Below are 25,049 nucleotides of genomic sequence, written 5' to 3' on the forward strand. Positions count from 1 at the left end.
GCGCAGCGGCTGCCTATTGCCAATTTGAGGCTTTGATGAAAAACCGTGATCTGAATACCCGCCGCGCCCTGGCCACTCCCCGTGGCGTGGGCGTCATGTGCGACTTCTACGCCGTGCGCGCGGAAAACGCCACCCTCTGGGACGCCGAAGGCAAGGAGTACATCGACTTCGCCGGCGGCATCGCCGTGCTCAACACCGGGCACCGCCATCCCAAGGTCATGGCCGCCGTGGCCGCCCAGCTCGACAACTTCACGCACACGGCCTACCAGATCGTGCCCTACGAGGGCTATGTCGCCCTGGCCGAGCGCATCAACAGCCTGGCTCCGATCGACGGCCTCAAAAAGAGCGCCTTCTTCACGACCGGCGTCGAAGCCGTCGAAAACGCGGTCAAGATCGCGCGTGCCGCCACCGGCCGCTCGGGCGTGATCGCCTTTTCCGGCTCCTTCCACGGCCGCACCCAGCTGGGCATGGCGCTGACCGGCAAGGTCGCGCCCTACAAGCTGGCCTTCGGCGCGATGCCGGCCGACATCTACCACGTCCCCTTCCCCAACAAGACGCAGGACATCTCGGTGGCCGACTCGCTGAAGTCGCTCGACCTGCTCTTCAAGGTGGATATCGATCCCAAGCGCGTGGCCGCCATCATTCTCGAGCCGGTCCAGGGCGAAGGCGGCTTTAACGTCACCCCGCCCGAACTCATGGTCGCCCTGCGCAAGCTCTGCGACGAGCACGGCATTCTGCTGATTGCTGACGAAGTGCAGACCGGCTTCGCGCGCACCGGCAAGCTCTTCGCCATGGAACACCATTCCGTGCAGGCCGACATCATCACCATGGCCAAGAGCCTGGGCGGCGGCATGCCTATTTCGGGCGTGGTCGGCCGTGCCGAAGTCATGGATGGTCCGGCCGCCGGCGGCCTGGGCGGCACCTACGCCGGCAACCCGCTGGCCGTGGCGGCCTCGCTGGCCGTGCTGGATGTGATCGCCGAAGAAAAACTCTGCGAACGCTCCACGGCCCTGGGCCAGCGCCTGCAGGATCGCCTCAACAGCCTGCGCGACAAGGTGCCCGCCATCGCCGACGTGCGCGGCCTGGGCTCCATGGTTGCCCTCGAATTGCATGACCCCGCCACCGGCAAGCCGGACGCCGAGGCCGTCAAGCGCGTGCAGCAAAAGGCCATCGAGAAAGGCCTGCTCTTGCTGAGCTGCGGCGTGTATGGCAACGTGTTGCGTTTCCTGTACCCGTTGACCATTCCCGATGCCCAGTTCGATCGTGCGCTGGACATCCTCACCGAAGCCCTGACCGCCTGATACCCGGCTGTCCGATCCACGCGCGGGATGGAGCACCCATCCCGCGCGTGTCTTATTCAGAAGGAAATACTCATGTCCTTGACCAAGACCCTGAGCCGTCCCGATCTGCTGCGTGACGCCTGCTTCATCGACGGCAAGTGGGTGGCCGCGACCGGGGCCAGCATTCCCGTGGACAATCCGGCCACCGGCAAGACCATCGTGTCGGTGCCCAAGCTGGGCCGCAAGGAAGCCGAAGCCGCCATCGCCAGCGCCGAAAAGGCGCTGCCCGCCTGGGCCGCCAAGACCGGCAAGGAGCGCGGCGCCATCCTGCTCAAGTGGGCCAACCTCATGATGCAGCACCAGCAGGATCTGGCCACCATCATGACCTCGGAGCAGGGCAAGCCGCTGCCCGAGGCCGCCGGCGAAATCGCCTATGCCGCCTCGTTCCTGGAGTGGTTCGGCGAAGAAGCCAAGCGCATCGACGGCGATGTGCTGCAAAGCCCCAAGGCCGGCCAGCGCATCATGGTGCTCAAGCAGCCGATCGGTGTCACGGCAGCGATCACCCCGTGGAACTTCCCCGCCGCCATGATCACCCGCAAGGTAGGCCCGGCCCTGGCCGCCGGCTGCCCCATGGTGGTCAAGCCCGCCCAGCAAACGCCGCTGACCGCGCTGGCCCTGGCTGTGCTGGCCGAAGAAGCCGGTGTGCCTGCCGGCGTGTTCCATGTGATCACCGGCAGCTCGCGTGAAATCGGCGCGGCGCTGTGCGAAAGCGACGTGGTCCGCAAGCTGAGCTTCACGGGCTCGACCGAAGTCGGCCGCACCCTGATGGAGCAATGCGCCCCCACCATCAAGAAGCTGTCGCTCGAACTCGGCGGCAACGCGCCTTTCATCGTTTTCGACGACGCCGACCTCGATCGCGCCGTCGATGGCATCCTGGCCTCCAAGTACCGCAATGCCGGCCAGACCTGCGTCTGCGCCAACCGCATCTACATCCAGGCAGGCGTCTACGAAGAAGTCGCCAAGCGCCTGGTTGCCAAGGTGCAGGCCATGAAGGTCGGCGACGGCTTCGAGCAAGGCGTGACCCAGGGTCCGCTGATCGATGACGCGGCCGTGGCCAAGGTCAAGGAGCACATCCAGGACGCCGTGGGCAAGGGCGCCAAGGTCGTCACCGGCGGCAAGGCCCATGCGCTGGGCGGCAACTTCTTCGAACCCACCGTGGTGCGCGACGTGACGCAATCCATGTTGTTCGCGGCGGAAGAAACCTTCGGCCCGGTGGCCCCGCTGTTCAAGTTCGAAACCGAAGAAGAAGTCATCAAGTACTCCAATGACACCATCTTCGGCCTGGCCGCCTATTTCTTCACGCGCGATTACGCCCGCATCTGGCGCGTATCCGAAGCGCTGGAGTACGGCATTGTCGGCATCAACACCGGCCTGATTTCCAACGAAGTCGGCCCGTTCGGTGGCGTCAAGCAATCCGGCCTGGGACGCGAAGGCTCCAAGTACGGCATCGAGGACTACCTCGAACTGAAGTACCTCTGCGTGGATCTGGGCGCCTGATCGCCCTGGCCGCCTCGGCGGCCCCCACCTGAGGCAATGCCCCCCGACAGCCACCCGGCTGCCGGGGGGCATTTTGCATGCCGACACCGGGCGGCCACCCGGCAATGTCCGCAGCTTGCGGCATCGCGCGCTTTTTTCATCTGGCGCTCGAGCAGGCATGCTAGATTGGCGGCTCCCTCGCATCCGCCCCGAACATCATGAGCCGCACACTGACGCGCGACGATCTGCGTCGCATCATGGCCATTCTGGCCGAGGCCGCCCAGGTCGAGATCCTGCCGCGCTTTCGCAACCTGCCCGTGCAAGCCGTGCGCGGCAAGACGTCGCCGCGCGACCTCGTCACCGATGCCGACGAAGGCGCCGAGCGCCTGATCAGCGCGCGTCTGGCCAAGCTGTTCCCCGGCGCGGTGCTCATCGGCGAAGAAGCCAGCACCCTCAACCCGGCCTTGCTGAACATGCTGGTCGATGCCGAGCTGGCGTTTCTCATCGATCCGATCGACGGCACCCGCAACTACGTCGCGGGGCTGCCGCTGTTCGGCATGATGGTGGCCGCCTGCCACAAGGGCGACGTCATGGCCGGCATCATCTACGACCCCATCAATCGCGATGCCGCCATGGCCATCCGCGGCGAAGGCGCGTGGTTCGAACATGAGAACGGCAGCCAGGAAGTCATGAAGGTGGCTCAGCCCGCGCCACCCGAGGACATGGACGGCATCATTGCCACCGGCTCCTTGCCCGATGCGCAGCGCCAGACGGTCAATGGCAACCTGGCGCAACTGGCCAGCACCGCCTATTTGCGCTGCGCCGCGCACGAGTACCGCATGGCGGCTTCAGGCCATGTGCATCTGCTGTTCTACAACAAGCTCATGCCCTGGGATCACGCCGCGGGCTGGCTGCTGCACCGCGAGGCGGGCGGCTATTCCGCCCATTTCGACGGCACGCCCTACAAGCCCACGCATCGCAGCGGCGGCCTGCTCTACGCCCCGGATGCGGGCAGTTGGCATGCGGCGCACCGGGTGCTGTTCGGCAGCGATGCACCGCTGCTGGATCATCCCGCCAACGCCTCGCCCGCTAGCTGAACAACGCCCCCAGCACCTGATCACAGGGCTGGCTGATCTTGAGCGCCAGCAGATCATCGGCCCGGGTACGGCCCAGATTGATGGCGGCCACGGGCTTGCCCTCGCGGGCCGCGGCCTGCACATAGCGATAGCCCGAGTGCACCATCAGCGATGAGCCGACGACCAGTACCGCATCCGCGGCGGCCAGACCGGCGTAGGCACGCGCCGTGCGGGCGCTGGGCACCAACTCGCCGAAAAACACCACATCGGGTTTGACGATGCCGCCGCAACGCGGGCAGGCAGGCACCTCGAACAGGCTGAAATCCACGCCCTCCAGATCGGCATCACCGTCGGGGGCATCGTCGGCATCGAGAAACGCCCAGGCCGGATTCATGGCCTCGAGCTGCTCTTGCCAGGCTTTGCGCGGCCCCACCCAATCGCAGCGCGTACAGCGCACCTCGTCCAGGCGGCCGTGCAGATCGACCACGGCCCGGCTGCCGGCCGCCTCGTGCAGGCCATCCACGTTCTGCGTCACCAGTAAGGCGATGCGGCCCGCGTGCTCGAGCCGCGCCAGCGCCAGGTGCGCGGCATTGGGCCTGACCTGCCCGAAGCGCCGCCAGCCGATCAGGCCGCGCGCCCAGTAGCGCGCTCGAGCCAGATCCGTGGCCATGAAGGTCTGAAAATCAATCGGCGGCTTACGCTTCCATTGGCCCTCGACATCGCGATAATCCGGGATGCCCGACGGCGTGCTGCAGCCCGCCCCCGTCAGGACAAACAGCTGCCGGTGGCCGTCGATGAAGGCCCGCAACGCCTCGATCTGATCTGGTATCGCATCCATGCGCGGACCTCCTGCCGGCAGCCCCGCGCGCTCAGCCGCCCAGACCGCAATTGGGCATATCGTTGATCAGACCGGCCTGCGTCACATTGCTATTGGGCGCCACGCTGCGCGTGAGCCAGACATTGCCGCCGATGGTCGACCCCTTGCCGATGGTGATACGGCCGAGAATGGTCGCGCCCGCGTAAATGACGACGTCGTCTTCGATGATGGGGTGGCGCGGCAGGCCTTTCTTGAGCTCGCCATTTTCGCCCGGCGGAAAGCGCTTGGCGCCCAGGGTCACCATCTGATAGAGCCGCACCCGGTCACCGATGATGGCCGTCTCGCCGATCACCACGCCCGTGCCGTGATCGATGAAAAAGCTGCGGCCGATGGTCGCGCCCGGATGGATATCGATGCCGGTTTCGGCATGTGCGATCTCGGCCACGATGCGCGCCAGCATGGGCGCGCCCAAGCGGTAGAGGACGTTGGCCAGGCGATGGTGGATCATCGCCGTCACGCCGGGATAGCAGAGCAACACTTCGTCCACGCTGCGCGCGGCCGGGTCGCCCTGATAGGCCGCCGTGACATCCAGATCCAGCGCGGCGCGCACGTCCGGCAGCGCCGCGCCGAATGCGCGAACGATCTCCACGCCGCGGGTCAGCGTCTCGTCATGCGGGCGCGGGTCATCGCGGCCCAGATGCTCGAGCTCCAGACAGACCTGCTGCAACAGGGCATCGAGCGCCGCGCCGATGGTGTGCCCGACGTAGAAGTCCTCGCCCTCTTCGCGCAGGTCCAGCGGCCCCAGGCGCATCGGAAACAAGGCGCCACAGAGCTGCTTGATGATTTCCTGCAGACTTTGCTGCGAGGGAAACTCGCGCCCGCCGGAGGCCTCTTCGCGCAGGCGCCCGCGCGGGCCGCGCCAGGCCACGCGCGCGGCCCGCAGGCCCGAGACGATGCCATCCAGATTCCAGTGCGCCAGGGTCAGATCCTTGCTCATCGCCGGGCTCCCCGGCGCGCTTCCATACGCGAAAAAACCATGCTCAACCTCGGAACGAGGGGCGCGCAGAGGCGCGCCCGTCTATCAATAACAGGGGTCACTGTAACCGGTGGCGCCCTCCCGGCGCGCGCCGGCTGACATGTTTGCGGGGTTATGCCGCCCGGTTTCTGTGACGCGCTCGCAACACTGCGCCGCAGCATAAACGCCTGCGGCCCCCGAGCCGCGGCGGACCGCCACCGACCGCCGCATGGCGATGGCGCGGCGCAGCAAGGGCTTGCGGCCCCGCGTCGGGACTAACCCTGAGCCGGGCGGCGGGCGCTCGCCGCCCCCGCTTCAAACCCGTATAGTCGATTCAAACAAACGTTTGAATCAGGGCGGGCGATGCAAGACCACCGCAATACCCGGCAGACCATTTTGCACAGCGCCGAGCGTCTTTTTGCCCAACAGGGCTACGACGGCACCTCGATGCGCCAGATCACCCGCGATGCGGGCGTCAATCTGGCGGCCGTGAACTATCACTTCGGCAGCAAGGAGGCCCTGGTGCAGGCCGTGCTCAAACGGCGGCTGGAAATCGTCAATCACGAACGCTTGCGCCTGCTCGACGCGCTGGAGGCCCAGGCCGCGGGCGCGCCCCTGAAACCCTCACAGATCGTCGACGCCTTCTTCGGCACCCTGCTGCGGCTGGCCGCCAGCAGCGACCCGGATGGCAAGGCCTTCATGCCACTGCTCGAACGCACCATGACCGATCCGGCCGGCTTCATCCGGGCCCTGTTCGCCGACGAGTACGCGGATGTCATGGAGCGCTACAAGCAAGCGCTGTTCCAAGCTCTGCCCGGGGTGCCGCGCGCCGAAATCATGTGGCGTTTCCAGTTCATGCTGGGCGCGACCTCCTACGCCATCATCGGCACCGATACGCTGCGCATCGCCACGGGTTGGGCCATCCAGGAGGAAGAGCAGCCGGACAATCCGGACCTGCTTCTGCCGCGCTTGATGAGTTTTCTTCTGGGTGGTCTGCGCGCGCCGCTGCCGCCCCCCACTGTCTGAACACACAAATCGGGAGAGGCTGCGCATGACCGCTCTGAAGATCGTCCTGTGGGTATTGCTCGCGCTGGCCGTGCTGGCCGCGCTCGTGCTGGCGCTGGCCCCCTTGCGCCGCACGCTGCTGACCCGGCCCGTGTTCCGGCTGTATCGCAAGGTGCTGCCGACCATGTCGCAAACCGAGCGCGACGCGCTGGAGGCGGGCACGGTATGGTGGGAGGGCGAACTGTTTCGCGGCCGCCCGGATTGGCAGCGCCTGCTGGCCATTCCGCGGCCGGCCCTGAGCGCCGAAGAGCAGGCTTTCCTGGAGGGCCCGACAGCCCGGGTCTGCGCCATGGTGGATGACTGGCGCGTCACCGAACAGGATCTCGATCTGCCGCCCGAGGTCTGGGCGGCGCTCAAGCGCGACGGTTTCTTCGGCATGATCATTCCCAAGGAATACGGCGGACTGGGCTTTTCCGCCTTCGCCCATTCGGAGATCGTGACACGGCTGTCGACGCGCTGCTCCGCGCTGGCCGTCTCGGTCATGGTTCCCAACTCCCTGGGGCCTGCCGAACTGCTTCTGCACTACGGCACCGAAGCCCAGAAGGATCACTATCTGCCCCGGCTGGCGCGCGGCGATGAGATCCCCGCCTTCGCCCTGACCAGCCCCTGGGCCGGCTCGGACGCCGCGGCCATCCCCGATTACGGCGTCGTCTGCCGCGGTCAGTGGCAGGGCCGCGAAGTGCTCGGCATGCGCGTGACCTGGGACAAGCGCTACATCACACTCGCGCCGGTCTGCACCTTGCTCGGGCTGGCCTTCCGGCTCTACGACCCGGATGGCTTGCTGGGCCCGACGCCGGATATCGGCATCACCTGCGCGCTGGTGCCGCGCGATCACCCGGGCGTAGAGACCGGCCGGCGCCATTTTCCGCTCAACGCCATGTTCATGAACGGCCCGACCCGCGGAAAGGACGTCTTCATGCCGCTGGACTTCATCATCGGCGGCGCCGAACGGGCCGGCCACGGCTGGCGCATGCTCATGGAATGCCTGGCAGCGGGGCGCTCGATTTCTTTGCCGTCCTCGAATACCGGCATGTCGCAACTCACCACCCGTGCCGTCGGCGCCTATGCCCGGGTACGCAGCCAGTTCCAGCTCGCGGTGGGCAAGTTCGAAGGCGTGCAGGAAGCGCTCGCGCGCATCGGCGGCAATACCTATGCAATGGACGCCGCGCGTGTCATGACCGCGGGCGCCATCGACCTGGGCGAACGTCCTTCGGTGGTATCGGCCATCGTCAAATATCACGTCACCGAGCGCGCGCGCCAGGTCGTCAACGACGGCATGGACATCATCGGCGGCAAAGGTATCTGCCTGGGGCCGTCGAATTTCCTGGGCCGGGCCTATCAGCAACTGCCCATCGGGATCACGGTCGAAGGCGCCAACATCCTGACCCGCAGTCTCATCATCTTCGGGCAGGGCGCGATCCGCTGCCACCCGCATGTTCTGGACGAAATGCGCGCAGCCCAGAATCCCAAGACCGACGAGGGCCTGCTGGCCTTCGACCGCGCTTTCTGGGCCCATGTGCGTTTCGTGTCGGCCAATACCCTGCGCACGCTGGGCAGCGCGCTGACCGCGGGGCGCTTCAATCGCGCCCCCGGGCAAGCCGACGCGGCGCTGCAGCCTTACTACCGCGCGCTTGGCCGCTTGTCGGCCGCCTTCGCCCTGAGCTGCGACGCCTGCATGCTGGCGCTGGGCGGCAGCCTGAAACGGCGTGAAAGCCTGTCGGCCAGACTGGGCGACGTGCTGGCGCAGATGTATTTGGCCAGCGCCGTGCTCAAGCGCTTCGAAGACCAGGGCCGGCCCGCCGACGATCTGCCGCTGGCGCAATGGGCGCTGCAGGACGCGCTCTGGCGTGCTCAGGAAGCCTTGCTGGGGGTGCTGGACAACCTCCCTCAGCGCGCCCTGGCCAAGACCCTGCGCGTCGTCATCTTCCCCTGGGGCCGTCCCTGGAAGCGGCCCTCGGACCACCTCGGCCAGCAAGTGGCCCAATTGCTCATCGCCCCCGGCGGTGCGCGCGAGCGCCTGACCGCGAACTGCTTTGTACCGGCCGACGTCGGCGAGCCCGTCGCGGCCATCGAAGCCGCCCTCAGCGCCACCATCGAAGCCGAGGCCATCGAAGCGCGTGTGCGCAAACTGCAGAAAAGCGGCACGCTGGGCCATGATCCCAAGGCCAACGTCCGGGACCTGGCCACCGCCGCTTTCGAGGCCGGCGCCCTGGGCCAAGAGGACTATGCCATCATGCAAAAGCGTAATGCCCTGCGCGACCAGGTCGTCAAGGTCGACGACTTTCCGCCTGACCTGCATCGCCGGCCCACCGCTTGAGGAACCCGCCCATGCCTTTCGAACCGGTTTATGTCGTCGACGGTGCCCGCTCACCGTTTCTCAAAGCCCGCACCGGGCCTGGCCCTTTCGCGGCATCCGATCTGGCCGTGCAGTCCGGCCGCGCCCTGCTGTTGCGCCAGCCCTTCGCCCCCACCGATCTCGACGAGGTCATCATCGGCTGCGCAGCGCCTTCACCCGATGAGGTCAACATCGGCCGGGTCATCGGCCTGCGCCTGGGCTGCGGCCATCGCGTGCCGGGCTGGACGGTGCAGCGCAATTGCGCTTCCGGCATGCAGGCGCTCGACAGTGCCATCGCCAATATCCAACTGGGCCGCAGCCAGCTCGTCCTGGCTGGCGGCACCGACGCGCTATCGCGCGCGCCGCTGCTGTTTTCCGATGAGATGGCGGCCTGGCTGGCGCAGTGGTTCGCCGCACGCAGCCTGGGCGCGCGCCTGAGCTTGCTGACCAAACTGCGCCTGCGCGCCCTCGCACCGGTCATCGGCCTGCTCAAGGGCCTGACCGATCCGGTCGTGGGCCTGTCCATGGGCCAGACCGCCGAAAACCTCGCGACGCGTTTCGGCATCAGCCGCAGCATGATGGATGCCTATTCCGCCCTCAGCCACGAGCGTGCGCTTGCCGCCCAGCAGGCCGGACGTCTGGCGGAAATCCAGCCCTTGATCGACGCCTCGGGCAAACGCTATCCGGCCGATGACGGCGTGCGCACCGACTCTAGCGTGGAGAAGCTCGCCCGCCTCAAACCCGTCTTCGACAAACCCTTTGGCAACGTGACCGCCGGCAACAGCTCGCAGGTCAGCGATGGGGCGGCCATGGTGCTGCTGGCCTCCGAATCCGCCGTGCGGCAATGGCAGTTGCGCCCCATCGGGCGCATTGTGGACAGCCAGTGGGCCGGCCTGGATCCGGCACAGATGGGCCTGGGCCCGGTGCATGCCGCCACGCCCATCCTGCAGCGTCACGGCCTGGGACTCAATGATCTGGACTTGTGGGAAATCAACGAGGCCTTTGCCGCTCAGGTGCTAGCCTGCGTAGCCGCCTGGCAAGATGACGCCTATTGCCAGGAACACTTCGGTACGGCGGCCTGGGGCGCGCTGGATCCGCAGCGGCTCAACGTCGACGGCGGCGCCATTGCCATCGGCCATCCCGTCGGCGCATCCGGCGCGCGCATCGTGCTGCATCTGCTGCAGGCGCTGCGCGCCCGGGGCAAAAAGCGCGGCATGGCCGCTATCTGCATCGGCGGCGGCCAAGGCGGCGCCATGCTGGTCGAAACCCTGGAGGAGGCGATATGAGCGCCGCAACACACTGGCTGCATTGGCGGCTCGAGCGCGAAAGCAACGGCCTGGCCTGGCTGGTGCTCGACCGTGCCGGATCCAGTGTCAACGCCCTGTCTGCCGATGTCATGGCCGAGCTGTCCCAAGTGCTCGATCACCTGGACGCCGCCGCGCCCGCGGGCCTGATCATCCGCTCGGCCAAGCCGGGCGGTTTCGTGGTGGGGGCCGACATCGATGAGTTCGCCCATCTGGCCACCCCCGACGACGCCCGCGCTCTGGTCGAGCGCGGTTGGAATCTGTTCGCCCGTCTGGCGCGCGTGCGCTATCCCACGCTGGCGCTGATTCACGGGCAATGCCTGGGCGGCGGCCTGGAACTGGCCCTGGCCTGCCGTTACCGCCTGGTGGCCGACGACCCGGCCACCGCGCTGGCGCTGCCCGAAGTCATGCTGGGCATATTCCCGGGCTGGGGCGGGATGCTGCGCCTGCCGGCGCTCATCGGTGCGCCGGCCGCGCTGGACATGATGCTCACGGGCCGGCGCATCGATGCGCGCCGCGCGGTCACGCTGGGGCTGGCCGATGCCCGCGTACCGCAACGGCTGCTGCTGCAGGCCGCCCGCCAGACGGTGCTCTCGGGGCGCAAGCCCCGCCGCGCCGGCGGTGTGGCCGGCTTGACCAACCGCTGGCCCTTACGCGGCATCATCGCCGCCCGCGCGCGCAAAACCATTGCCGCCAAAGATCCGCAAGGACACTATCCCGCCCCGGCGGCCATCGTCGACATCTGGGAACGTCATCACGGCAACGCCCTGCTCGCGGCGCCTCTGCTGGCGCGGATCATCCAGTCGCCCACGGCCCGCAATCTGCTGCGCGTCTTCCGGCTGCAAGAGCGCCTTAAGGCCAATGCGCGCGGCGAGGCCGGCATACAGCATGTGCATGTGATCGGCGCGGGCGTCATGGGCGCGGATATCGCCGCCTGGTGCGCCTACAAAGGGTTGCGCGTGACCTTGCAGGATGTCTCGATGGAGCGCATCGCCCCCGCGATCCAGCGCGCCGGCGCCCTGTTCAGCCGCCGCCTGAAAGATCGGCGCGCCGCACGCGCCGCCTTCGATCGCCTGATCCCCGACCCCCGGGGCGATGGCATCCCCGGCGCGGATCTGGTCATCGAGGCCATCTCCGAACAGGTTCAGGCCAAGCAGGCGCTCTACCGCCAGGTCGAACCCCGGCTCAAGACGGGCGCACTGCTGGCCACCAATACCTCCAGCCTATCGCTGGCCACCCTGCGCGAAGGCCTGGCCGATCCGCTGCGGCTGGTGGGCGTGCATTTCTTCAATCCGGTGGCCAAGATGCCGCTGGTCGAGGTCATCGGCGCGGCAGGCAACGAGGCCGCCCAAGCCCGGGCCTGCGCCTTCGTGGGCCAACTCGGCAAACTGCCCCTGCCCGTGCGCGATGCGCCCGGCTTTCTGGTCAATGCGGTGCTGGCGCCTTACATGCTGGAGGCCATGCGCTGCGTCGACGAAGGCCTCCTGCCCGAGACCATCGATGCGGCAATGACTAAGTTCGGCATGCCCATGGGCCCGCTGGAACTGGCCGACACGGTGGGCCTGGACATCGTCCTGGCCGCAGGCAAACCGTTGTCCGCGCAGGCCGAGCCGCCCAACTGCCTGGCCGAACGCGTGGCACGCGGCGATCTGGGCCGCAAAACCGGCCGCGGCTTTTACCGCTGGCAGGAGGACAAGCCGCAGCGCGGCACGCCAGGCCAGGCGGCGCCCGGCCTGTCTCAGCGCCTCATCGATCCGCTCATCGACCGCACCCAGGCCTTGGTCGACAACGGCGTGGTGGCCGACGCCGAGCTCGCCGACGCGGGCGTGATTTTCGGCACCGGCTTCGCCCCATTTACCGGCGGCCCCCTCCATTACCGCCAATCCCAGACCGGAGATTCGAGCCGGCCCATCGCTTCCCCGCAGCATGAAGAAATAAACACCCCCGGAGACTATCCAACATGACACGCCCCAAACTCGCCTTGAAAACTTTGGTCATTGCCCTGACCAGCCTGGGCGCGGCGCAAGCCTATGCCGCCGGCTTCCAGTTGCTCGAACAGAACGCCAGCGGATTGGGCAATGCCTACGCGGGCTCGGCGGCCAATCCGGAAAACGCCAGCGTCATGTACTACAACCCCGCCGGCATCACCTACCTGCCGGGCGTCTCGATCAGTGCGGGCATGAACGCCATCCGCCCGTCGTTCAAGTTCAAAAACAACGGCGAGAGCCGCAACCCCTCGGCGCTGGGCGGCGGCGCGCCGACCGGCGGCAACGGCGGCGACGCCGGCAGTTGGGGGTATGTGCCCAATTTCTATATTTCCTGGCAGGTCACCGACAAGTGGTATCTGGGCCTGGGCATGGGCGCGCCCTTTGGCCTGATGACCAAGTACGACTCCGGCTGGGACGGCCAATATCACTCGAACAAGTTCGACATCAAGACCATCAACATCAATCCGACGGTGGCCTACAAGGTCAACGAGATGTTCTCGCTGGGCGCGGGCCTGAACTGGCAGCACATCGACGCCGAGTACAAGAAAAAGACCGTCGTGCCGGTCGGCCCGCTGGTCACCACGGGCGATGCCACCCTCAACATGGACGGCGACGCCTGGGGCTGGAACATCGGCATGATGCTGCAACCGACCGAGGACACCCGCATCGGCGTGTCCTACCGCTCCAAGATCCGCCACACGGCCACGGGCACGACCGACGTCGACAACATCCGCACGCCGCTGGGCATGGCCAGCGCCTCGTATGACGCCAAGGCCAAGGTCACGCTGCCCGACACCCTGATCTTCAGCGTCAGCCATCAGCTCAATGAGAAATGGCAGTTGCTGGGCGATGTGTCCTGGACGGGCTGGAGCAGCATCCCTCAATTGCGCATCCAGAACGATGGCGCCGGCAGCGACGAACTGCCGCTGAACTTCCGTGACAGTTGGCGCGTCGCGTTGGGTGCCACGTACAAGTTCGCCTCGCAATGGAAATGGAAGGTCGGCGTGGCCTTTGATCAATCCCCGGTCTACAAGGCCAGCGACCGGCCCGCCTCGTTGCCCGACAGCGACCGCTGGTGGTTCTCCACCGGCGTGCAGTATCTCGTCACCAAGGACACGACCATCGATCTGGGCTATACCTATCTGTATGTCCGTGACTCCAAGGTCGACTCCACGTCGGGCAATATCCTGACCAAGGGCCGCCTGGCGGGCGACTACACCAGCAAGGGCAACATCATCGGTCTGCAGGTCTCCACCCGCTTCTGATTGCCGTATCCGGCCCCGGCGGGCGCATGCCCCCGGGCCGGCCAAGACAGGAGGTTTTTCGTGAGCACGTTCACCGTCAAGCATGCCGCCGTCCTCGGAGCGGGCGTCATGGGCGCGCAAATCGCCGCGCATCTGGCCAACGCCGGAATACCCGTCACGCTCTATGACCTGACCGCCAAGGAAGGCGCGCGCAACGGCGTGGTCGAGCGTGCGCTGGCCGGCCTGAAGAAACTCGAGCCGGCGCCGCTGGCGCGGCCCGATCGCCTGGCGCTGATCACGCCCGCCAACTATGACGACGATCTGCCGCGCCTGGCGCACTGCGATCTGGTGATCGAGGCCATCGCCGAGCGGCTGGATTGGAAGACCGACCTCTATCACCGCATCGCACCGCATGTCGCGCCCGACGCGATTCTGGCCTCCAACACCTCCGGCCTGTCGATCAACACCCTGGCCGACGCCCTGCCCGAAGCCTTGCGGCCGCGTTTCTGCGGCGTCCACTTCTTCAATCCGCCGCGCTATATGCGCCTGGTGGAGATCATCGCCACGGCGCACACTCGCCCCGACGTGCTGGATCATCTCGAAACCTGGTTGACCTCGCGGCTGGGCAAAGGCGTCGTGCGCGCCTTGGATACGCCCAACTTCGTCGCCAACCGCATCGGCGTGTTCTCCATCCTGGCCGCGCTGCACCATACCCAGCGCCTGGGCCTGGCTTTCGATGACGTGGATGCGCTGACCGGGCCTCGCCTGGGCCGCCCCAAAAGCGCCACCTACCGCACCGCCGACGTGGTGGGCCTGGACACCCTGGCCCATGTCGTGGGCACGATGCGCGACCAACTGCCGCAGGATCCCTGGCACCGCTATTTCTCGGTCCCCGCCTGGCTGCAGACGCTGATCGATCACGGCGCGCTCGGTCAGAAAAGCGGTGCCGGCGTATACAAAAAAGTCGGCAAGGAGATCCAGGTGCTGGACGCGGCCACCGGGCAGTATCGCGCCGCTGCCGGCAAGATCGTGCCTGCCGTCGACGCCATCCTCAAAGAGCGCGATCCGGCCCGCCGTCTGGCTGCGTTGCGGGCCAGCCCGGAGCCCCAGGCCCAATTCCTCTGGAGCCTGTTGCGCGACACCTTCCATTACAGCGCCGTGCATCTGGCCGACGTCGCCGACAATGCGCGCGACGTCGATCTGGCCATGCGCTGGGGTTTTGGCTGGGCCCAGGGTCCTTTCGAGACCTGGCAGGCCGCGGGCTGGCAGGCGCTGACGCAGGCCATCGCCGAAGACATCGCGGCGGGCCGCGCCATGAGCGACACGCCGCTGCCTGATTGGGTGGGCGAGCGCGACGGCGTGCACAGCGCGGCCGGCTCATGGTCGGCGCGCTCGCGCACGCTGCGGCCGCGTTCCGATCTGCCCGTCTACCAGCGCCAATTGCTCGCCGAACGCCTGGTGGGCGAACCGCCGGCGCCGCGCGGCACCACGATCTGGGAGGGCGAAGGCGTACGGCTGTGGCAATTGCCGGAGCAGGACCGCGGGCTGGCCATTCTGTCGCTGACATCCAAGATGCACACTCTGGGCAGCGAAGTGCTGCAGGGCATTCAACACGCCGTCGCGCTGGCCGAACGCGACTTCGACGGCCTGGTGTTCTGGCATGACGCTCCCTTTGCGGTGGGCGCCAACCTCGAACAGGTCCACCAGGCCTGCCAGGCTGGCGAGTTCGACATGCTCGAGCGCATGGTCGAAAAATTCCAGAACACCTCGCTCTGCCTGCAGGAGGCCCGCATCCCCGTGGTGGCCGCCGTACAAGGCATGGCCCTGGGTGGCGGCTGCGAATTCCTCATGCGCGCCAGCCACCGCGTGCTGGCGCTGGAGAGCTATATCGGCCTGGTCGAGGCTGGCGTCGGGCTGATCCCGGCCGGAGGCGGCAGCGCCTTTCTGGCTAGCCGAGCGGCCGACCTGGCGCAGGCCACGGCCACGCCCGCCGAGGTCTTCCCGTATCTGCAGCCGGTGTTCCAGAACATCGCCACTGCCCAAGTCAGCAAGAGCGCCCTGCTGGCCATATCGATGGGCTACGCGCAGGCCCAGGATGTCATCGCCTTTCACCCTGACGAACTGTTGTGGATCGGTTTGCGAGTCGCGCGCGCGGCTGCCGATGCCGGCCATGTTCCGCGCCCCCGGCGCCAACGCATACCCGTGGCGGGCCGCACAGGCATCGCCAACTTCGAGATGGTGCTGGTGAACATGCATGCCGGCGGCATGATCAGCGACCATGATTTGCGCGTTGCGCGCAGCGCCGCCGTGGCACTGTGCGGCGGCGAAGTCGACGCCGGCACGCTCGTGGATGAGGCATGGATGCTCGCCGTCGAACGGCGCGAGTTCGTGGCGCTGTTGCGCACCCCCGAAACCCAGGCCCGCATCCGCCACACCCTGGACACCGGCAAGCCCCTGCGCAACTGAGGATAGAGCATGAGCCAAACCGACGCTTATATCGTGGCCGCCACCCGCCTGCCCGTGGGCAAGCGCAACGGCATGTACGCCACCACCCGCCCCGACGATATGCTGGCTGCGGCCTTGCAGGGTGCGCTGGCCCAGGTCCCGACGTTAGACCCGGCCCTGATCGAGGATGTCATCGCAGGCTGCGCCATGCCCGAGGCCGAACAGGGCATGAACGTCGCCCGCATGTCGCTCCTTCTGGCCGGGCTGCCGCAATCCGTAGCCGGCGTGACCGTCAACCGCTTCTGCGCCTCGGGCCTGCAGGCGGTCGCGGACGCGGCCGCCCGGATCCGCAATGGCGAGGCCGACATCATGATCGGCGCAGGCACCGAATCGATGAGCGCCATGCCGCAGATCATGGGCAACAAGGTCGCCCTGAACCCGCGCATCTTCGCGCAAGAAGACACCCTGGGCATGGCCTATGGCATGGGCCTGACGGGCGAACGCGTGGCCGAACGCTGGAAAGTCTCGCGTGCCGATCAGGACGCGTTCGCGCTGGCCTCGCACCAGAAAGCCTGCGCGGCCATCGCCGCTGGCCACTTCCGCGCCGAGATCACGCCCTACAACATCGTGCGGCATTTGCCGGACGGCCAGACGGGCGTCGTGCGCGAGACCGCGCAACTGGCCGAGATTGACGAAGGCCCGCGTCCGGACACCTCGCTCGAAGCGCTGGCGCGCCTGAAACCCGTCTTCGCCGCACGCGGCAGCGTCACCGCGGGCAACAGCTCGCAGATGTCCGATGGCGCGGGTGCGATCATTCTCGTGTCCGAGCGCATGCTCAAGCAGTTCCAGTTGGAACCGCTGGCCCGTTTTCTGAGCTTTTCGGTCGCCGGCGTACCGCCCGAGATCATGGGCATAGGGCCGATCGCGGCCGTCCCCAAGGCGCTGCAGCGTGCCGGCCTGGCGCTGGACGACATCGGCTGGATCGAGCTGAACGAAGCCTTTGCCGCCCAGTCCCTGGCGGTCATCCGCGACCTGGGGCTGGATCCGGCCCGCGTCAACCCGCTGGGCGGTGCGATCGCACTGGGCCATCCGCTGGGCGCGACCGGCGCCTTGCGCACCGCCACCCTGCTGCACGGGCTGCGCCGCACCGGCACGCGCTACGGCATGGTGACCATGTGCATCGGCACGGGCATGGGCGCGGCCGGCATTTTCGAGGCGCTCTAGATGCAACTTGACTGGCTGCGCTACGTACCGCCCGCCTGGCGGGCCGCGGTCCTGCGTCTGGGTTTCAACCTGCACCCGGCCTTCCGTGCCACGGGGGGACGGGTGACCCACGTGGCCCGCGACTACCGCAGCCTGCGCGTGCGTCTGCCCCTGAACCGGCGCACGCGCAATCTGGTGGGCTCCATCTACGGCGGCGCGTTGTTCGCCGTGACGGACGGCGCGCATCCTACCCTGCTCATGCTGGCCCTGGGGCGGGACGTCATCGTCTGGGACAAGGCCGCCAGCATCCGGTTTCGCCGCCCGGCCTACGAAACGCTGTATGCTGAGTTTCATCTGCCGCGCGGGGAGATCGCCCAGATACGCACCCTGCTCGATAGTCAGCACGAAACCACGCGCCTCTATACGGTCGAACTCAAGGATGCGGCCGGCGAGGTCTACGCCGTGGTCGAGCGCAGCGTCTATCTGGCAGACAAGGACTTCTATCGCCAGAAGACTTCAGGAGCCGTGCCATGGTCTACCCCTACAGACTCTCCTGCCTGCGCATCCTCGTCCAGGGAGGAGTCTGCGCCCTGATCATCGCCTGCCCCGTCCCCGCGGCCGCCAGCGGCCAGACCCTCGAGGTCGAAGGCATCCCCATCGCGCGGGAGGTCAACCAGGCCGGCCAGACCCTCCAGCTGGTCGGCGCCGGCGTGCACACCAAGTTCGTCTTCCGGATCTATCTGGCCGCGCTCTACGCGCCCGACCCCAACGCCACGGCGGCCCAGCTGATCGAAGGACCGGGCGCGCGCCGGCTGCATCTGCACATGCTGCGTGACATCGAGAGCCAGGACCTGGACGAGGCCATGCGCAGCGAACTCGAGGCCAACCACAGCGCCACGGACTCCTGGGCGCTCAAACCGTCCGTCGATCAGATGTCACGCATGCTCAAGACCATAGACCGCCTGCGCGAGGGCGACACGATCGATCTCGACATGAACGGCGCGACGGTCGACATCGTTTACAACCGCCAAGATAAAGGCCGCATCGACGATCCGCTGCTGCCCGCTGCGCTGATGCGCGTCTGGCTGGGCGACACCCCGACACAGGCCTCGCTCAAACAAGCCTTGCTGGGCCTGCACTAGGAAGCATATGGAAAGACTCTGGCTACGCAACTATCCCGCAGGCGTGCCGGCCGACATCACGGCCGACGGCACCTTGAATGACGTACTGGAAGAAGCGTGCACGCGCTTTGCGGACCACACCGCCTACATGAGCATGGGGGCCGACCTGCGCTATGACGAACTGGAGCGCCTGTCGCGCCACTTCGCCAACTGGTTGCGTGCCCAGGGGCTGGTTCCGGGCGACCGCGTCGCCATCATGATGCCCAATATGCTGCAGTACCCGGTGGCGGCGTTCGGGACGCTGCGCGCCGGCTGCGTGGTGGTCAACTGCAATCCGCTGTACACCGCGCGCGAACTGCGCCACCAACTGGCCGACTCCGGGGCCCGCGCCATCGTCATCGCCGAGAACTTCGCCGCCACGCTGCAAGCCGTGCTGCCCGACACCCAGATCAAGCATATCGTGGTCACCTCCGTGGGCGACATGCTGCGCCCCGTCAAGGCCCGGCTAGTCAACTTCGTGCTGCGTCATATCAGAAAACTGGTGCCGGCCTGGACGCTGCCCGGCCACACCGTCTGGCGCGCCGCCCTGCGCCAAGGCAGCCAGCAAAGCTACGAGCGCCCGGCCATCGGCGGCGAGGATTTGGCCTTTCTGCAATACACCGGCGGCACCACTGGCCGAGCCAAGGCCGCCATGCTGAGCCATCGCAACATGGTGGCCAACCTCAACCAGGCGCACGCCTGGATCCGGCCGCTGGCCACCGAGGGCAAGGAGTGCGTGGTCACGGCCCTGCCGCTCTACCATATCTTCGCACTGACGGCGAACTGCCTGACCTTTCTCAAACTCGGTGCGAGCAACCTGCTGATTCTCAACCCGCGCGATATCCCCGCCACGGTGCGAGCGCTGCGGCGCCATCGTTTCACCAGCTTCACCGGCGTCAACACCCTCTTCAACGCCCTGCTCGAAAACAAAGATTTTCGGGCCCTGGACTTTCACGACCTGCACATGACCCTGGGCGGCGGCATGGCAGTCCAGAAAACCGTGGCCGAGCGCTGGCGCGCGGTGACCGGCAAGCCCTTGGCTCAGGCTTACGGCCTGACCGAAGCTTCGCCCGCCGTGGCCCTCAACCCGCTGGACCAGGCCGAGTTCAACGGCTCGGTCGGCCTGCCCGTGCCCTCGACCGACATCTCCATCCGCGACGAACAGGGCCAGGAAGTCCCGCCGGGGCAAAGCGGCGAAATCTGCGTGCGCGGGCCGCAAGTGATGAGCGGCTACTGGCAGCAGCCTGCAGAAACCGAGCGCGCCTTCTATCCGCAAGGCTATCTGCGCACGGGCGACATGGGCTATGTCAATCCGGAAGGCTATCTGTTTCTGGTCGATCGCAAGAAAGACCTGATCCTGGTCTCCGGCTTTAACGTCTATCCGAGCGAAGTCGAAGAAGTGGCCGCAACCTGCCCCGGCATCCGCGAAGCCGCCGCGGTCGGCTGGCCCGACGAACGCTCCGGCGAAGCCGTCAGGCTGTTCGTCATCGCCAGCGATCCCACCCTGACCGAAAAAGCCGTGATCGACTACTGCCGCCGCTACCTCACCGGCTACAAGGTCCCGCGTCACGTCGTGTTCCGCAAGGACCTGCCCCGCAGCAACGTGGGCAAGATCCTAAGACGCAAACTGCGCGAAGAAACGCTGAATCCCTGAGACGGCGATTCCGCGCCATCTGACGCAATGAGCGGGGCCGCCCGAGCGGTGGCATGTTGCCCTTGCAGGCTCCCCGCAAGGGCAACGTTCGATTGGCGCGATACCGGCAGATGGCGGACCGCGCCTGGCCGGCAGGCCGTTCGGCGCGACGACCGCTGAAGGTACAAGGAAAGACGCACCCTCTCCGCGGCACTGGCGCGCGGCGGAAAACAGCCTTACCCACCTGCTTTTCCCGCTATGCGCTAAGGCGTGGCTCTTAGATAATCACACGCTCATGCCATGCGCCATAGTTTCGCTATCACCCTGGGAGCCGCGATGATGGAACGTCCACTTTCTACTGCGACGCCCCCCCACCTACTGAGGTCGCGGCTGCGCATCAAGCACATCGAGCTGTTTCGCCACCTGTGCGAAATGCAATCCTTGCGGAAGGCCGCCGAGGCTTCCAGCATGACCCAGCCTGCCGCCACCAAGCTGATTCAAGATCTCGAAAGTATGTTCGGCGTCCCGCTCTTCGTGCGTGACAGAAGAGGCATGCGAATGACTGCCCACGGCGAGCTGATACGCCGTCACTTCACCATTGTCATGTCAGACGTCGGCAATATGTGCAACGAACTGGCCTTGTTCGCCACAGGCGGCATCGGCGAGATTCGCCTCGGCGTACTCCCCTCCCTGTCCATACCGCTGCTGGCCCGCGTGACCGAACAGCTCATGATGACGCATCCGCAGGTGAGCCTGGCGTTGACGGAGGCTCCCACTAACCGGTTGGTCGTAGGCCTGCAACACAACGAGCTGGATCTGATATTCGGCCGCGTCCTGTCCGCCAACCTGCTGAACGATTTTCGCGTCGTCGAGGTTTATTCGGAATCCTTTGATGTCGTCAGTGCAGCGCACCATCCCTTGGCCAGGCAAGACCGTGTGGGATGGACAGATCTTTGCAGCGAAAAGTGGGTACTCCCCGCAGCAGGCTCGCCGCTACGCGAAATGGCCGACCACCTCTTCACCCTGCGCGGCCTGCCACGGCCTAACGTCGTCGTGGCCTTCAATAGTTTCAGCCAGGTTCGGACGCTGATCGGCGGGAGCAGGCTGATCGGCCTGATGCCCCGCTCCCTCGCCCAGCAAGGAGAAGCGAGCGGGGAGCTGGCCCGGCTACTCGCGGCCGATCGCGGACGCTTCCCCCCTATCAGTCTCATTTCCAGGAAAGACCTCGAGCAAGCGCCGCATGTCCGCACGTTCGAAGCCCTGGTGCTGCGCACCGCAGCCGAACTGGCATCTTGAACGGCCGTACAGCGCCCACTCATCGGTTTTGGTTATCGCTCAGCGAAAATTCCTGATCACCCAACCACGCGCTTTCGTGCACACTACAAGATCAGCTTCGGCAGCCCCGGGCCGGCCGCGCGACAACGATGGATGCAGGCCGCTGTCCCTCGGCGGGCGGACGTCGACTCGACGTGCCAAAGAAACCTGAACTCGGCGCGCAGCCACGACTAGCCCGTCCGATGAGGGTCACGCCCATGCTGTCCTCGCATCCCCCATTGAGGCAGCGCGTGACATCCTTGTCCGGCCCGTCAAGACTCCGCCCTCCTACAAGCTGGGACGATCCATTGAACAACACTTCATTTGAGCAGGATGGCCAGGCCAAGCACGAGGACGCCCCCGCTTTCCTGGCGCGGCTGCGTGACGTGGTCGGCACCGCGCATGTCCTGACCGACGAGCAACGTACCCGGCGCTACCGAGCCGGATTCCGGTTCGGATTCGGGCGAGCCATCGCCGTGGTGCGGCCGGGCAGCCTGCTGCAACAGTGGCGCATCGTGAAGTTGTGCGTTGAACACAACAGAATCGTCATCATGCAGGCGGCCAATACGGGGCTGACCGGCGGCTCCACGCCAGACGGCGACGGCTACGATCGCGAGGTGGTGATCATCAGCACCTTACGGATGAAACGTGTCGATCTCATCCGCGACGGCCAGCAGGTGATTTGTCTGCCTGGCGCCACGCTGGATCAGCTCGAACAAGCGCTCAAACCCCTCGGCCGGGAACCACACTCCGTCATCGGATCTTCGTGCATCGGCGCCTCCGTACTGGGCGGGATCTGCAACAACTCTGGCGGATCCTTGGTGCAACGCGGCCCCGCCTATACCGAGATGGCCTTGTACGCCCAGTTGACCCAAACAGGAGAGCTGCAACTCATCAACCATCTTGGTGTGCAGCTCGGTTCGGATGCAGAGGAGATACTGGGCCGCCTGGACGCCGGTGACTACCGTGCCGCTGACATCACGGATGAGGCCCGCCGAGGCTCCGACCACGGTTATGCACAACACGTCCGGGATGTCGAGGCAGATACGCCGGCTCGATACAACGCGGATCCCGGCCGGCTCTTCGAAGCGTCCGGCAGCGCCGGAAAAGTCATTCTGTTTGCGGTACGGCTAGACACCTTCCCCGCCGAGAGCCAGACAGAAGTGTTCTACGTGGGCACCAATGACCCCCAGGATCTGAACGATATCCGCCGATTTCTCTTGACTGCCATGCCCACGTTACCGATCTCAGGAGAGTATCTGCATCGGGACGCCTTCGACATCGCCGACGTCTATGGAAAAGACACCTTCATCACCATCCGCAAACTGGGCACGGCCAGGATTCCGAAGTTCTTCGCAGCCAAGGCGTGGTTTGACAATGTCTGCGCGCGCCTCCCCTTTCTGCCTAAGCACAGCAGCGACAGACTCCTGCAATGGTTGAGCCGACGCTTCCCTGACCACCTCCCGGCGCGGTTGCGCACGTATCGTCAGTCCTATGAACACCATCTCATGATCAAGGTGTCGGCCGGCCTGATCGAGACCGTACGGACATTCATGGAGAGTTATTTTCACGCGCGGGAAGGCGACTTCTTTCTTTGCAGTCCGCAGGAGGGCGTTGCGGCATTTCTCTTACGCTTTAGCGCGGCGGGCGCGGCGATACGCTATCGTGCGGTTCACCACGAAGAAGTCGAGGATATCGTTGCCCTGGACGTCGCATTGCGGCGCAATGATAGAAATTGGGTGGAGCAGCTTCCGCAAGACATGGAGGCCGCCTTCATCAAGAAACTCTATTACGGGCATTTCCTCTGCCATGTCTTCCATCAGGATTACATTGTCAAACGGGGCACCGACTGCCTGGCACTTGAACATCGCATCTGGAAACTGCTGGATGCGCGCGGTGCCCGCTATCCTGCCGAGCACAACGTCGGTCACCTGTACGATGCGCCCCCGGAGCTCAAGGCCTTCTACCGGCAACTGGATCCTTGCAATCAGTTCAACCCGGGCATCGGCCGAACCTCCAAGCTCGCAGACTGGGCGTAACCGGAGGACAACTGGCCGAACCCGCCCTGCGGCAAGGGCCTCGCGCAGCGCCCAGCCTGCCCTTTGAATCAAGGCGCCTCGCCAGGCGTGGCGCTAGAAGGGCTGCCAGGGCTTGCGGAAGATCGACGGGGCTTCGCCGATCTCGAGGTTCAGTGGCTGCACATCGAGATGGATCGGGCCACGAGATACCCCTCAATCGCCTCGGGTCCGCAATCCGAACCATACCCTGAATCCTTGACTCCCCCGAACGGCATTTCAACGGCAGGAATCGACGGCATATTGATCCACAGCAGTCCTGCCTGCAGTCTGCGAATAAAGAGATCGGAATACTTCAGTGAAGACGTGAAAGCATAGGCCGCCAAACCGTAGGGAAGCCGATTTGCCTCCTCGATGGCTTGCTCGACATGGTCGAATGGCATCACGCTGGCCAGCGGCCCGAAAGGCTCTTCGTTAAACGCGAGCGCATCCGCCGGTACGTTGAAAAGCACGGTCGGCTCCCAGAAGTTGCCCGGCCTATCCAGCGCCTTTCCGCCCGCCAGCAATGTCGCGCCACGCGCCAAGGCATCGCCTGTCAGCTTTTTCATGGCCAGCACGCGCCGGGGATTGGACAGCGGCCCCACCTGGCTTCCGGCGACCATGCCATCGTCTACCTTCAGTTGCTTTGCCCGCTCCGAAAATCGCTCGGCGAACGCCGAGGCCACTCGCGACTGCACGAGAAATCGCGAAGGTGACACGCAAACCTGACCCGAATTGCGAAACTTCGCTGCGATGCACGCATCGACCGCCAGATCGAGATCGGCATCCTCGGCGATCAATACCGGAGCGTGCCCACCCAGCTCCATCGAGGCGCGCTTCATGTACTGCCCCGCGAGCGCGGCCAACTGTTTACCGACAGCGGTCGAACCGGTGAACGTAATCTTGCGGATCACAGGGTGAGCGACCAGGTAACTCGAAATCTGGGCAGGATCTCCGAATACCAGGTTCACTACGCCGTCGGGCAAGCCCGCTTCCTGCAAGGCCCTCATGAGTTCGGCCGGAGCCGCCGGCGTCTCTTCCGGAGCTTTGACAATCAAAGCACATCCCGCCGCCAGTGCTGCACCAACTTTGCGCACGACCTGGGTAAGCGGGTAGTTCCAAGGGGTAAACGCCGCAACGGGGCCGATGGGATCCTTGACCACCATGTTGCGCACGTTCGCCGCCACGCGCGAAGGAACCAGGCGGCCGTAAATGCGTAACGACTCATCGGCATACCACTCCAAGGTATCCGCGGATGCCCGCACCTCGCCCATCGCCTCAGTCAGCGTTTTGCCCTGCTCTTGCGTAATGAGTTCGGCGATGAAGGCTGCGCGCTCGCGCAGTTGCTCCGCGGCCTTGCGCATAATGCGGTTACGCTCGATCGCAAGCATGCTGCTCCAGATCGAAAAACCGGTGCCCACCGCGACGATCGCATCGTCAAGATCGGCGATTTCCGCTCGGGCCACCTGCGCGAGCACTTTGCCGCTCGAAGGGGATACGACGTCGAGGGTTTTCCCCTTTGCCCCCGCCCGCCATTGTCCCGCAATAAAAAGTTGTGTGCCTGGATAAGTCATGTGTGG

18 protein-coding genes are annotated in these 25,049 nt (G+C 65.9%); 15 read left to right on the top strand and 3 right to left on the bottom strand.

Features of this window, described 5'->3' with window-relative positions:
* Positions 1-35 precede the first annotated feature (35 nt).
* From CAL22_RS15420 to CAL22_RS15430, 3 genes are all read left to right on the top strand, one after another.
* Positions 36-1,301 (top strand): 4-aminobutyrate--2-oxoglutarate transaminase, encoded by a 1,266-nt coding sequence (locus tag CAL22_RS15420; RefSeq protein ID WP_094814727.1) that lies wholly within the window; start codon positions 36-38, stop codon positions 1,299-1,301.
* A gap of 72 nt (positions 1,302-1,373) precedes the next feature.
* On the top strand, positions 1,374-2,837 hold the full coding sequence (locus tag CAL22_RS15425) for an NAD-dependent succinate-semialdehyde dehydrogenase (RefSeq protein WP_167383654.1): 1,464 nt from the start codon (positions 1,374-1,376) through the stop codon (positions 2,835-2,837).
* A 197-nt stretch (positions 2,838-3,034) separates the two neighbouring features.
* Positions 3,035-3,913, top strand: a complete 879-nt coding sequence (locus CAL22_RS15430) for an inositol monophosphatase family protein (protein WP_094814731.1) — start codon at positions 3,035-3,037, stop codon at positions 3,911-3,913.
* On the opposite strand, the gene CAL22_RS15435 is transcribed toward CAL22_RS15430, so the two are convergent.
* A complete protein-coding gene (locus CAL22_RS15435; RefSeq protein ID WP_094814733.1) occupies positions 3,906-4,730 on the bottom strand; it encodes an NAD-dependent protein deacetylase in 825 nt (274 codons plus the stop codon). The two genes, CAL22_RS15430 and CAL22_RS15435, sit on opposite strands and share 8 nt — an antisense overlap.
* Positions 4,731-4,761: 31 nt before the next feature.
* Positions 4,762-5,706, bottom strand: a complete 945-nt coding sequence (gene epsC, locus CAL22_RS15440) for a serine O-acetyltransferase EpsC (RefSeq protein ID WP_094814735.1) — start codon at positions 5,704-5,706, stop codon at positions 4,762-4,764.
* A 381-nt stretch (positions 5,707-6,087) separates the two neighbouring features.
* On the opposite strand from epsC, the gene CAL22_RS15445 reads away from it, so the two are divergent.
* The 12 genes from CAL22_RS15445 to dld all read left to right on the top strand — a co-directional run bounded on the left by CAL22_RS15445 (position 6,088) and on the right by dld (position 23,454).
* Complete coding sequence (locus CAL22_RS15445; RefSeq protein WP_094814737.1) at positions 6,088-6,750, top strand: TetR/AcrR family transcriptional regulator; 663 nt, start codon at positions 6,088-6,090, stop codon at positions 6,748-6,750.
* Positions 6,751-6,784: 34 nt separating this feature from the next.
* Positions 6,785-9,106 carry an acyl-CoA dehydrogenase gene (locus tag CAL22_RS15450; RefSeq protein WP_167383715.1) on the top strand — a complete coding sequence of 774 codons (2,322 nt, stop codon included), beginning with the start codon at positions 6,785-6,787 and terminating at the stop codon, positions 9,104-9,106.
* A gap of 11 nt (positions 9,107-9,117) precedes the next feature.
* Positions 9,118-10,410, top strand: coding sequence for an acetyl-CoA C-acetyltransferase (locus CAL22_RS15455; protein ID WP_094814741.1), 1,293 nt, complete (start codon positions 9,118-9,120; stop codon positions 10,408-10,410).
* Positions 10,407-12,392, top strand: coding sequence for a 3-hydroxyacyl-CoA dehydrogenase NAD-binding domain-containing protein (locus CAL22_RS15460; protein ID WP_094814743.1), 1,986 nt, complete (start codon positions 10,407-10,409; stop codon positions 12,390-12,392). The genes CAL22_RS15455 and CAL22_RS15460 overlap by 4 nt, the downstream gene beginning before the upstream one ends.
* On the top strand, positions 12,389-13,681 hold the full coding sequence (locus tag CAL22_RS15465; protein WP_094814745.1) for an OmpP1/FadL family transporter: 1,293 nt from the start codon (positions 12,389-12,391) through the stop codon (positions 13,679-13,681). Before CAL22_RS15460 ends, CAL22_RS15465 begins: the two co-directional genes overlap by 4 nt.
* Before the next feature lie 60 nt (positions 13,682-13,741).
* On the top strand, positions 13,742-16,126 hold the full coding sequence (locus CAL22_RS15470; protein WP_094814747.1) for a 3-hydroxyacyl-CoA dehydrogenase/enoyl-CoA hydratase family protein: 2,385 nt from the start codon (positions 13,742-13,744) through the stop codon (positions 16,124-16,126).
* Between the two features lie 9 nt (positions 16,127-16,135).
* Positions 16,136-17,329 (top strand): acetyl-CoA C-acyltransferase, encoded by a 1,194-nt coding sequence (locus CAL22_RS15475; protein ID WP_094814749.1) that lies wholly within the window; start codon positions 16,136-16,138, stop codon positions 17,327-17,329.
* Positions 17,330-17,902, top strand: coding sequence for a DUF4442 domain-containing protein (locus tag CAL22_RS15480; protein WP_094814751.1), 573 nt, complete (start codon positions 17,330-17,332; stop codon positions 17,900-17,902).
* Positions 17,839-18,450 (top strand): chalcone isomerase family protein, encoded by a 612-nt coding sequence (locus CAL22_RS15485; protein ID WP_094814753.1) that lies wholly within the window; start codon positions 17,839-17,841, stop codon positions 18,448-18,450. The genes CAL22_RS15480 and CAL22_RS15485 overlap by 64 nt, the downstream gene beginning before the upstream one ends.
* 7 nt (positions 18,451-18,457) lie before the next feature.
* Positions 18,458-20,122: an AMP-binding protein gene (locus tag CAL22_RS15490; protein ID WP_094814755.1), complete on the top strand. Its 1,665-nt coding sequence runs from the start codon at positions 18,458-18,460 to the stop codon at positions 20,120-20,122.
* Positions 20,123-20,437: 315 nt separating this feature from the next.
* Positions 20,438-21,397 (top strand): LysR family transcriptional regulator, encoded by a 960-nt coding sequence (locus tag CAL22_RS15495; protein WP_094816681.1) that lies wholly within the window; start codon positions 20,438-20,440, stop codon positions 21,395-21,397.
* 236 nt (positions 21,398-21,633) lie between these two features.
* A complete protein-coding gene (gene dld / locus CAL22_RS15500) occupies positions 21,634-23,454 on the top strand; it encodes a D-lactate dehydrogenase (RefSeq protein ID WP_094814757.1) in 1,821 nt (606 codons plus the stop codon).
* A 149-nt stretch (positions 23,455-23,603) separates the two neighbouring features.
* Here dld and CAL22_RS15505 read toward each other — a convergent pair whose 3' ends face one another.
* Complete coding sequence (locus tag CAL22_RS15505) at positions 23,604-25,043, bottom strand: NAD-dependent succinate-semialdehyde dehydrogenase (RefSeq protein ID WP_094814759.1); 1,440 nt, start codon at positions 25,041-25,043, stop codon at positions 23,604-23,606.
* Positions 25,044-25,049: the final 6 nt, after the last annotated feature.

The organism is Bordetella genomosp. 12 (assembly GCF_002261355.1).
In the GTDB taxonomy this organism is placed as follows: Bacteria; Pseudomonadota; Gammaproteobacteria; order Burkholderiales; family Burkholderiaceae_B; genus Bordetella.

What these genes read in the sequence shown, in the direction of transcription:
- CAL22_RS15480 (WP_094814751.1), top strand. Translation starts at nt 17,330, where the DNA reads ATGCAACTTGACTGGCTGCGCTACGTACCGCCCGCCTGGCGGGCCGCG.
- CAL22_RS15445 (WP_094814737.1), top strand. Translation starts at nt 6,088, where the DNA reads ATGCAAGACCACCGCAATACCCGGCAGACCATTTTGCACAGCGCCGAG.
- CAL22_RS15495 (WP_094816681.1), top strand. Translation starts at nt 20,438, where the DNA reads ATGATGGAACGTCCACTTTCTACTGCGACGCCCCCCCACCTACTGAGG.
- CAL22_RS15465 (WP_094814745.1), top strand. Translation starts at nt 12,389, where the DNA reads ATGACACGCCCCAAACTCGCCTTGAAAACTTTGGTCATTGCCCTGACC.
- CAL22_RS15455 (WP_094814741.1), top strand. Translation starts at nt 9,118, where the DNA reads ATGCCTTTCGAACCGGTTTATGTCGTCGACGGTGCCCGCTCACCGTTT.
- CAL22_RS15505 (WP_094814759.1), bottom strand. Translation starts at nt 25,043, where the DNA reads ATGACTTATCCAGGCACACAACTTTTTATTGCGGGACAATGGCGGGCG.
- dld (WP_094814757.1), top strand. Translation starts at nt 21,634, where the DNA reads ATGCTGTCCTCGCATCCCCCATTGAGGCAGCGCGTGACATCCTTGTCC.
- epsC (WP_094814735.1), bottom strand. Translation starts at nt 5,706, where the DNA reads ATGAGCAAGGATCTGACCCTGGCGCACTGGAATCTGGATGGCATCGTC.
- CAL22_RS15475 (WP_094814749.1), top strand. Translation starts at nt 16,136, where the DNA reads ATGAGCCAAACCGACGCTTATATCGTGGCCGCCACCCGCCTGCCCGTG.
- CAL22_RS15425 (WP_167383654.1), top strand. Translation starts at nt 1,374, where the DNA reads ATGTCCTTGACCAAGACCCTGAGCCGTCCCGATCTGCTGCGTGACGCC.
- CAL22_RS15430 (WP_094814731.1), top strand. Translation starts at nt 3,035, where the DNA reads ATGAGCCGCACACTGACGCGCGACGATCTGCGTCGCATCATGGCCATT.
- CAL22_RS15485 (WP_094814753.1), top strand. Translation starts at nt 17,839, where the DNA reads ATGGTCTACCCCTACAGACTCTCCTGCCTGCGCATCCTCGTCCAGGGA.
- CAL22_RS15435 (WP_094814733.1), bottom strand. Translation starts at nt 4,730, where the DNA reads ATGGATGCGATACCAGATCAGATCGAGGCGTTGCGGGCCTTCATCGAC.
- CAL22_RS15420 (WP_094814727.1), top strand. Translation starts at nt 36, where the DNA reads ATGAAAAACCGTGATCTGAATACCCGCCGCGCCCTGGCCACTCCCCGT.
- CAL22_RS15460 (WP_094814743.1), top strand. Translation starts at nt 10,407, where the DNA reads ATGAGCGCCGCAACACACTGGCTGCATTGGCGGCTCGAGCGCGAAAGC.
- CAL22_RS15490 (WP_094814755.1), top strand. Translation starts at nt 18,458, where the DNA reads ATGGAAAGACTCTGGCTACGCAACTATCCCGCAGGCGTGCCGGCCGAC.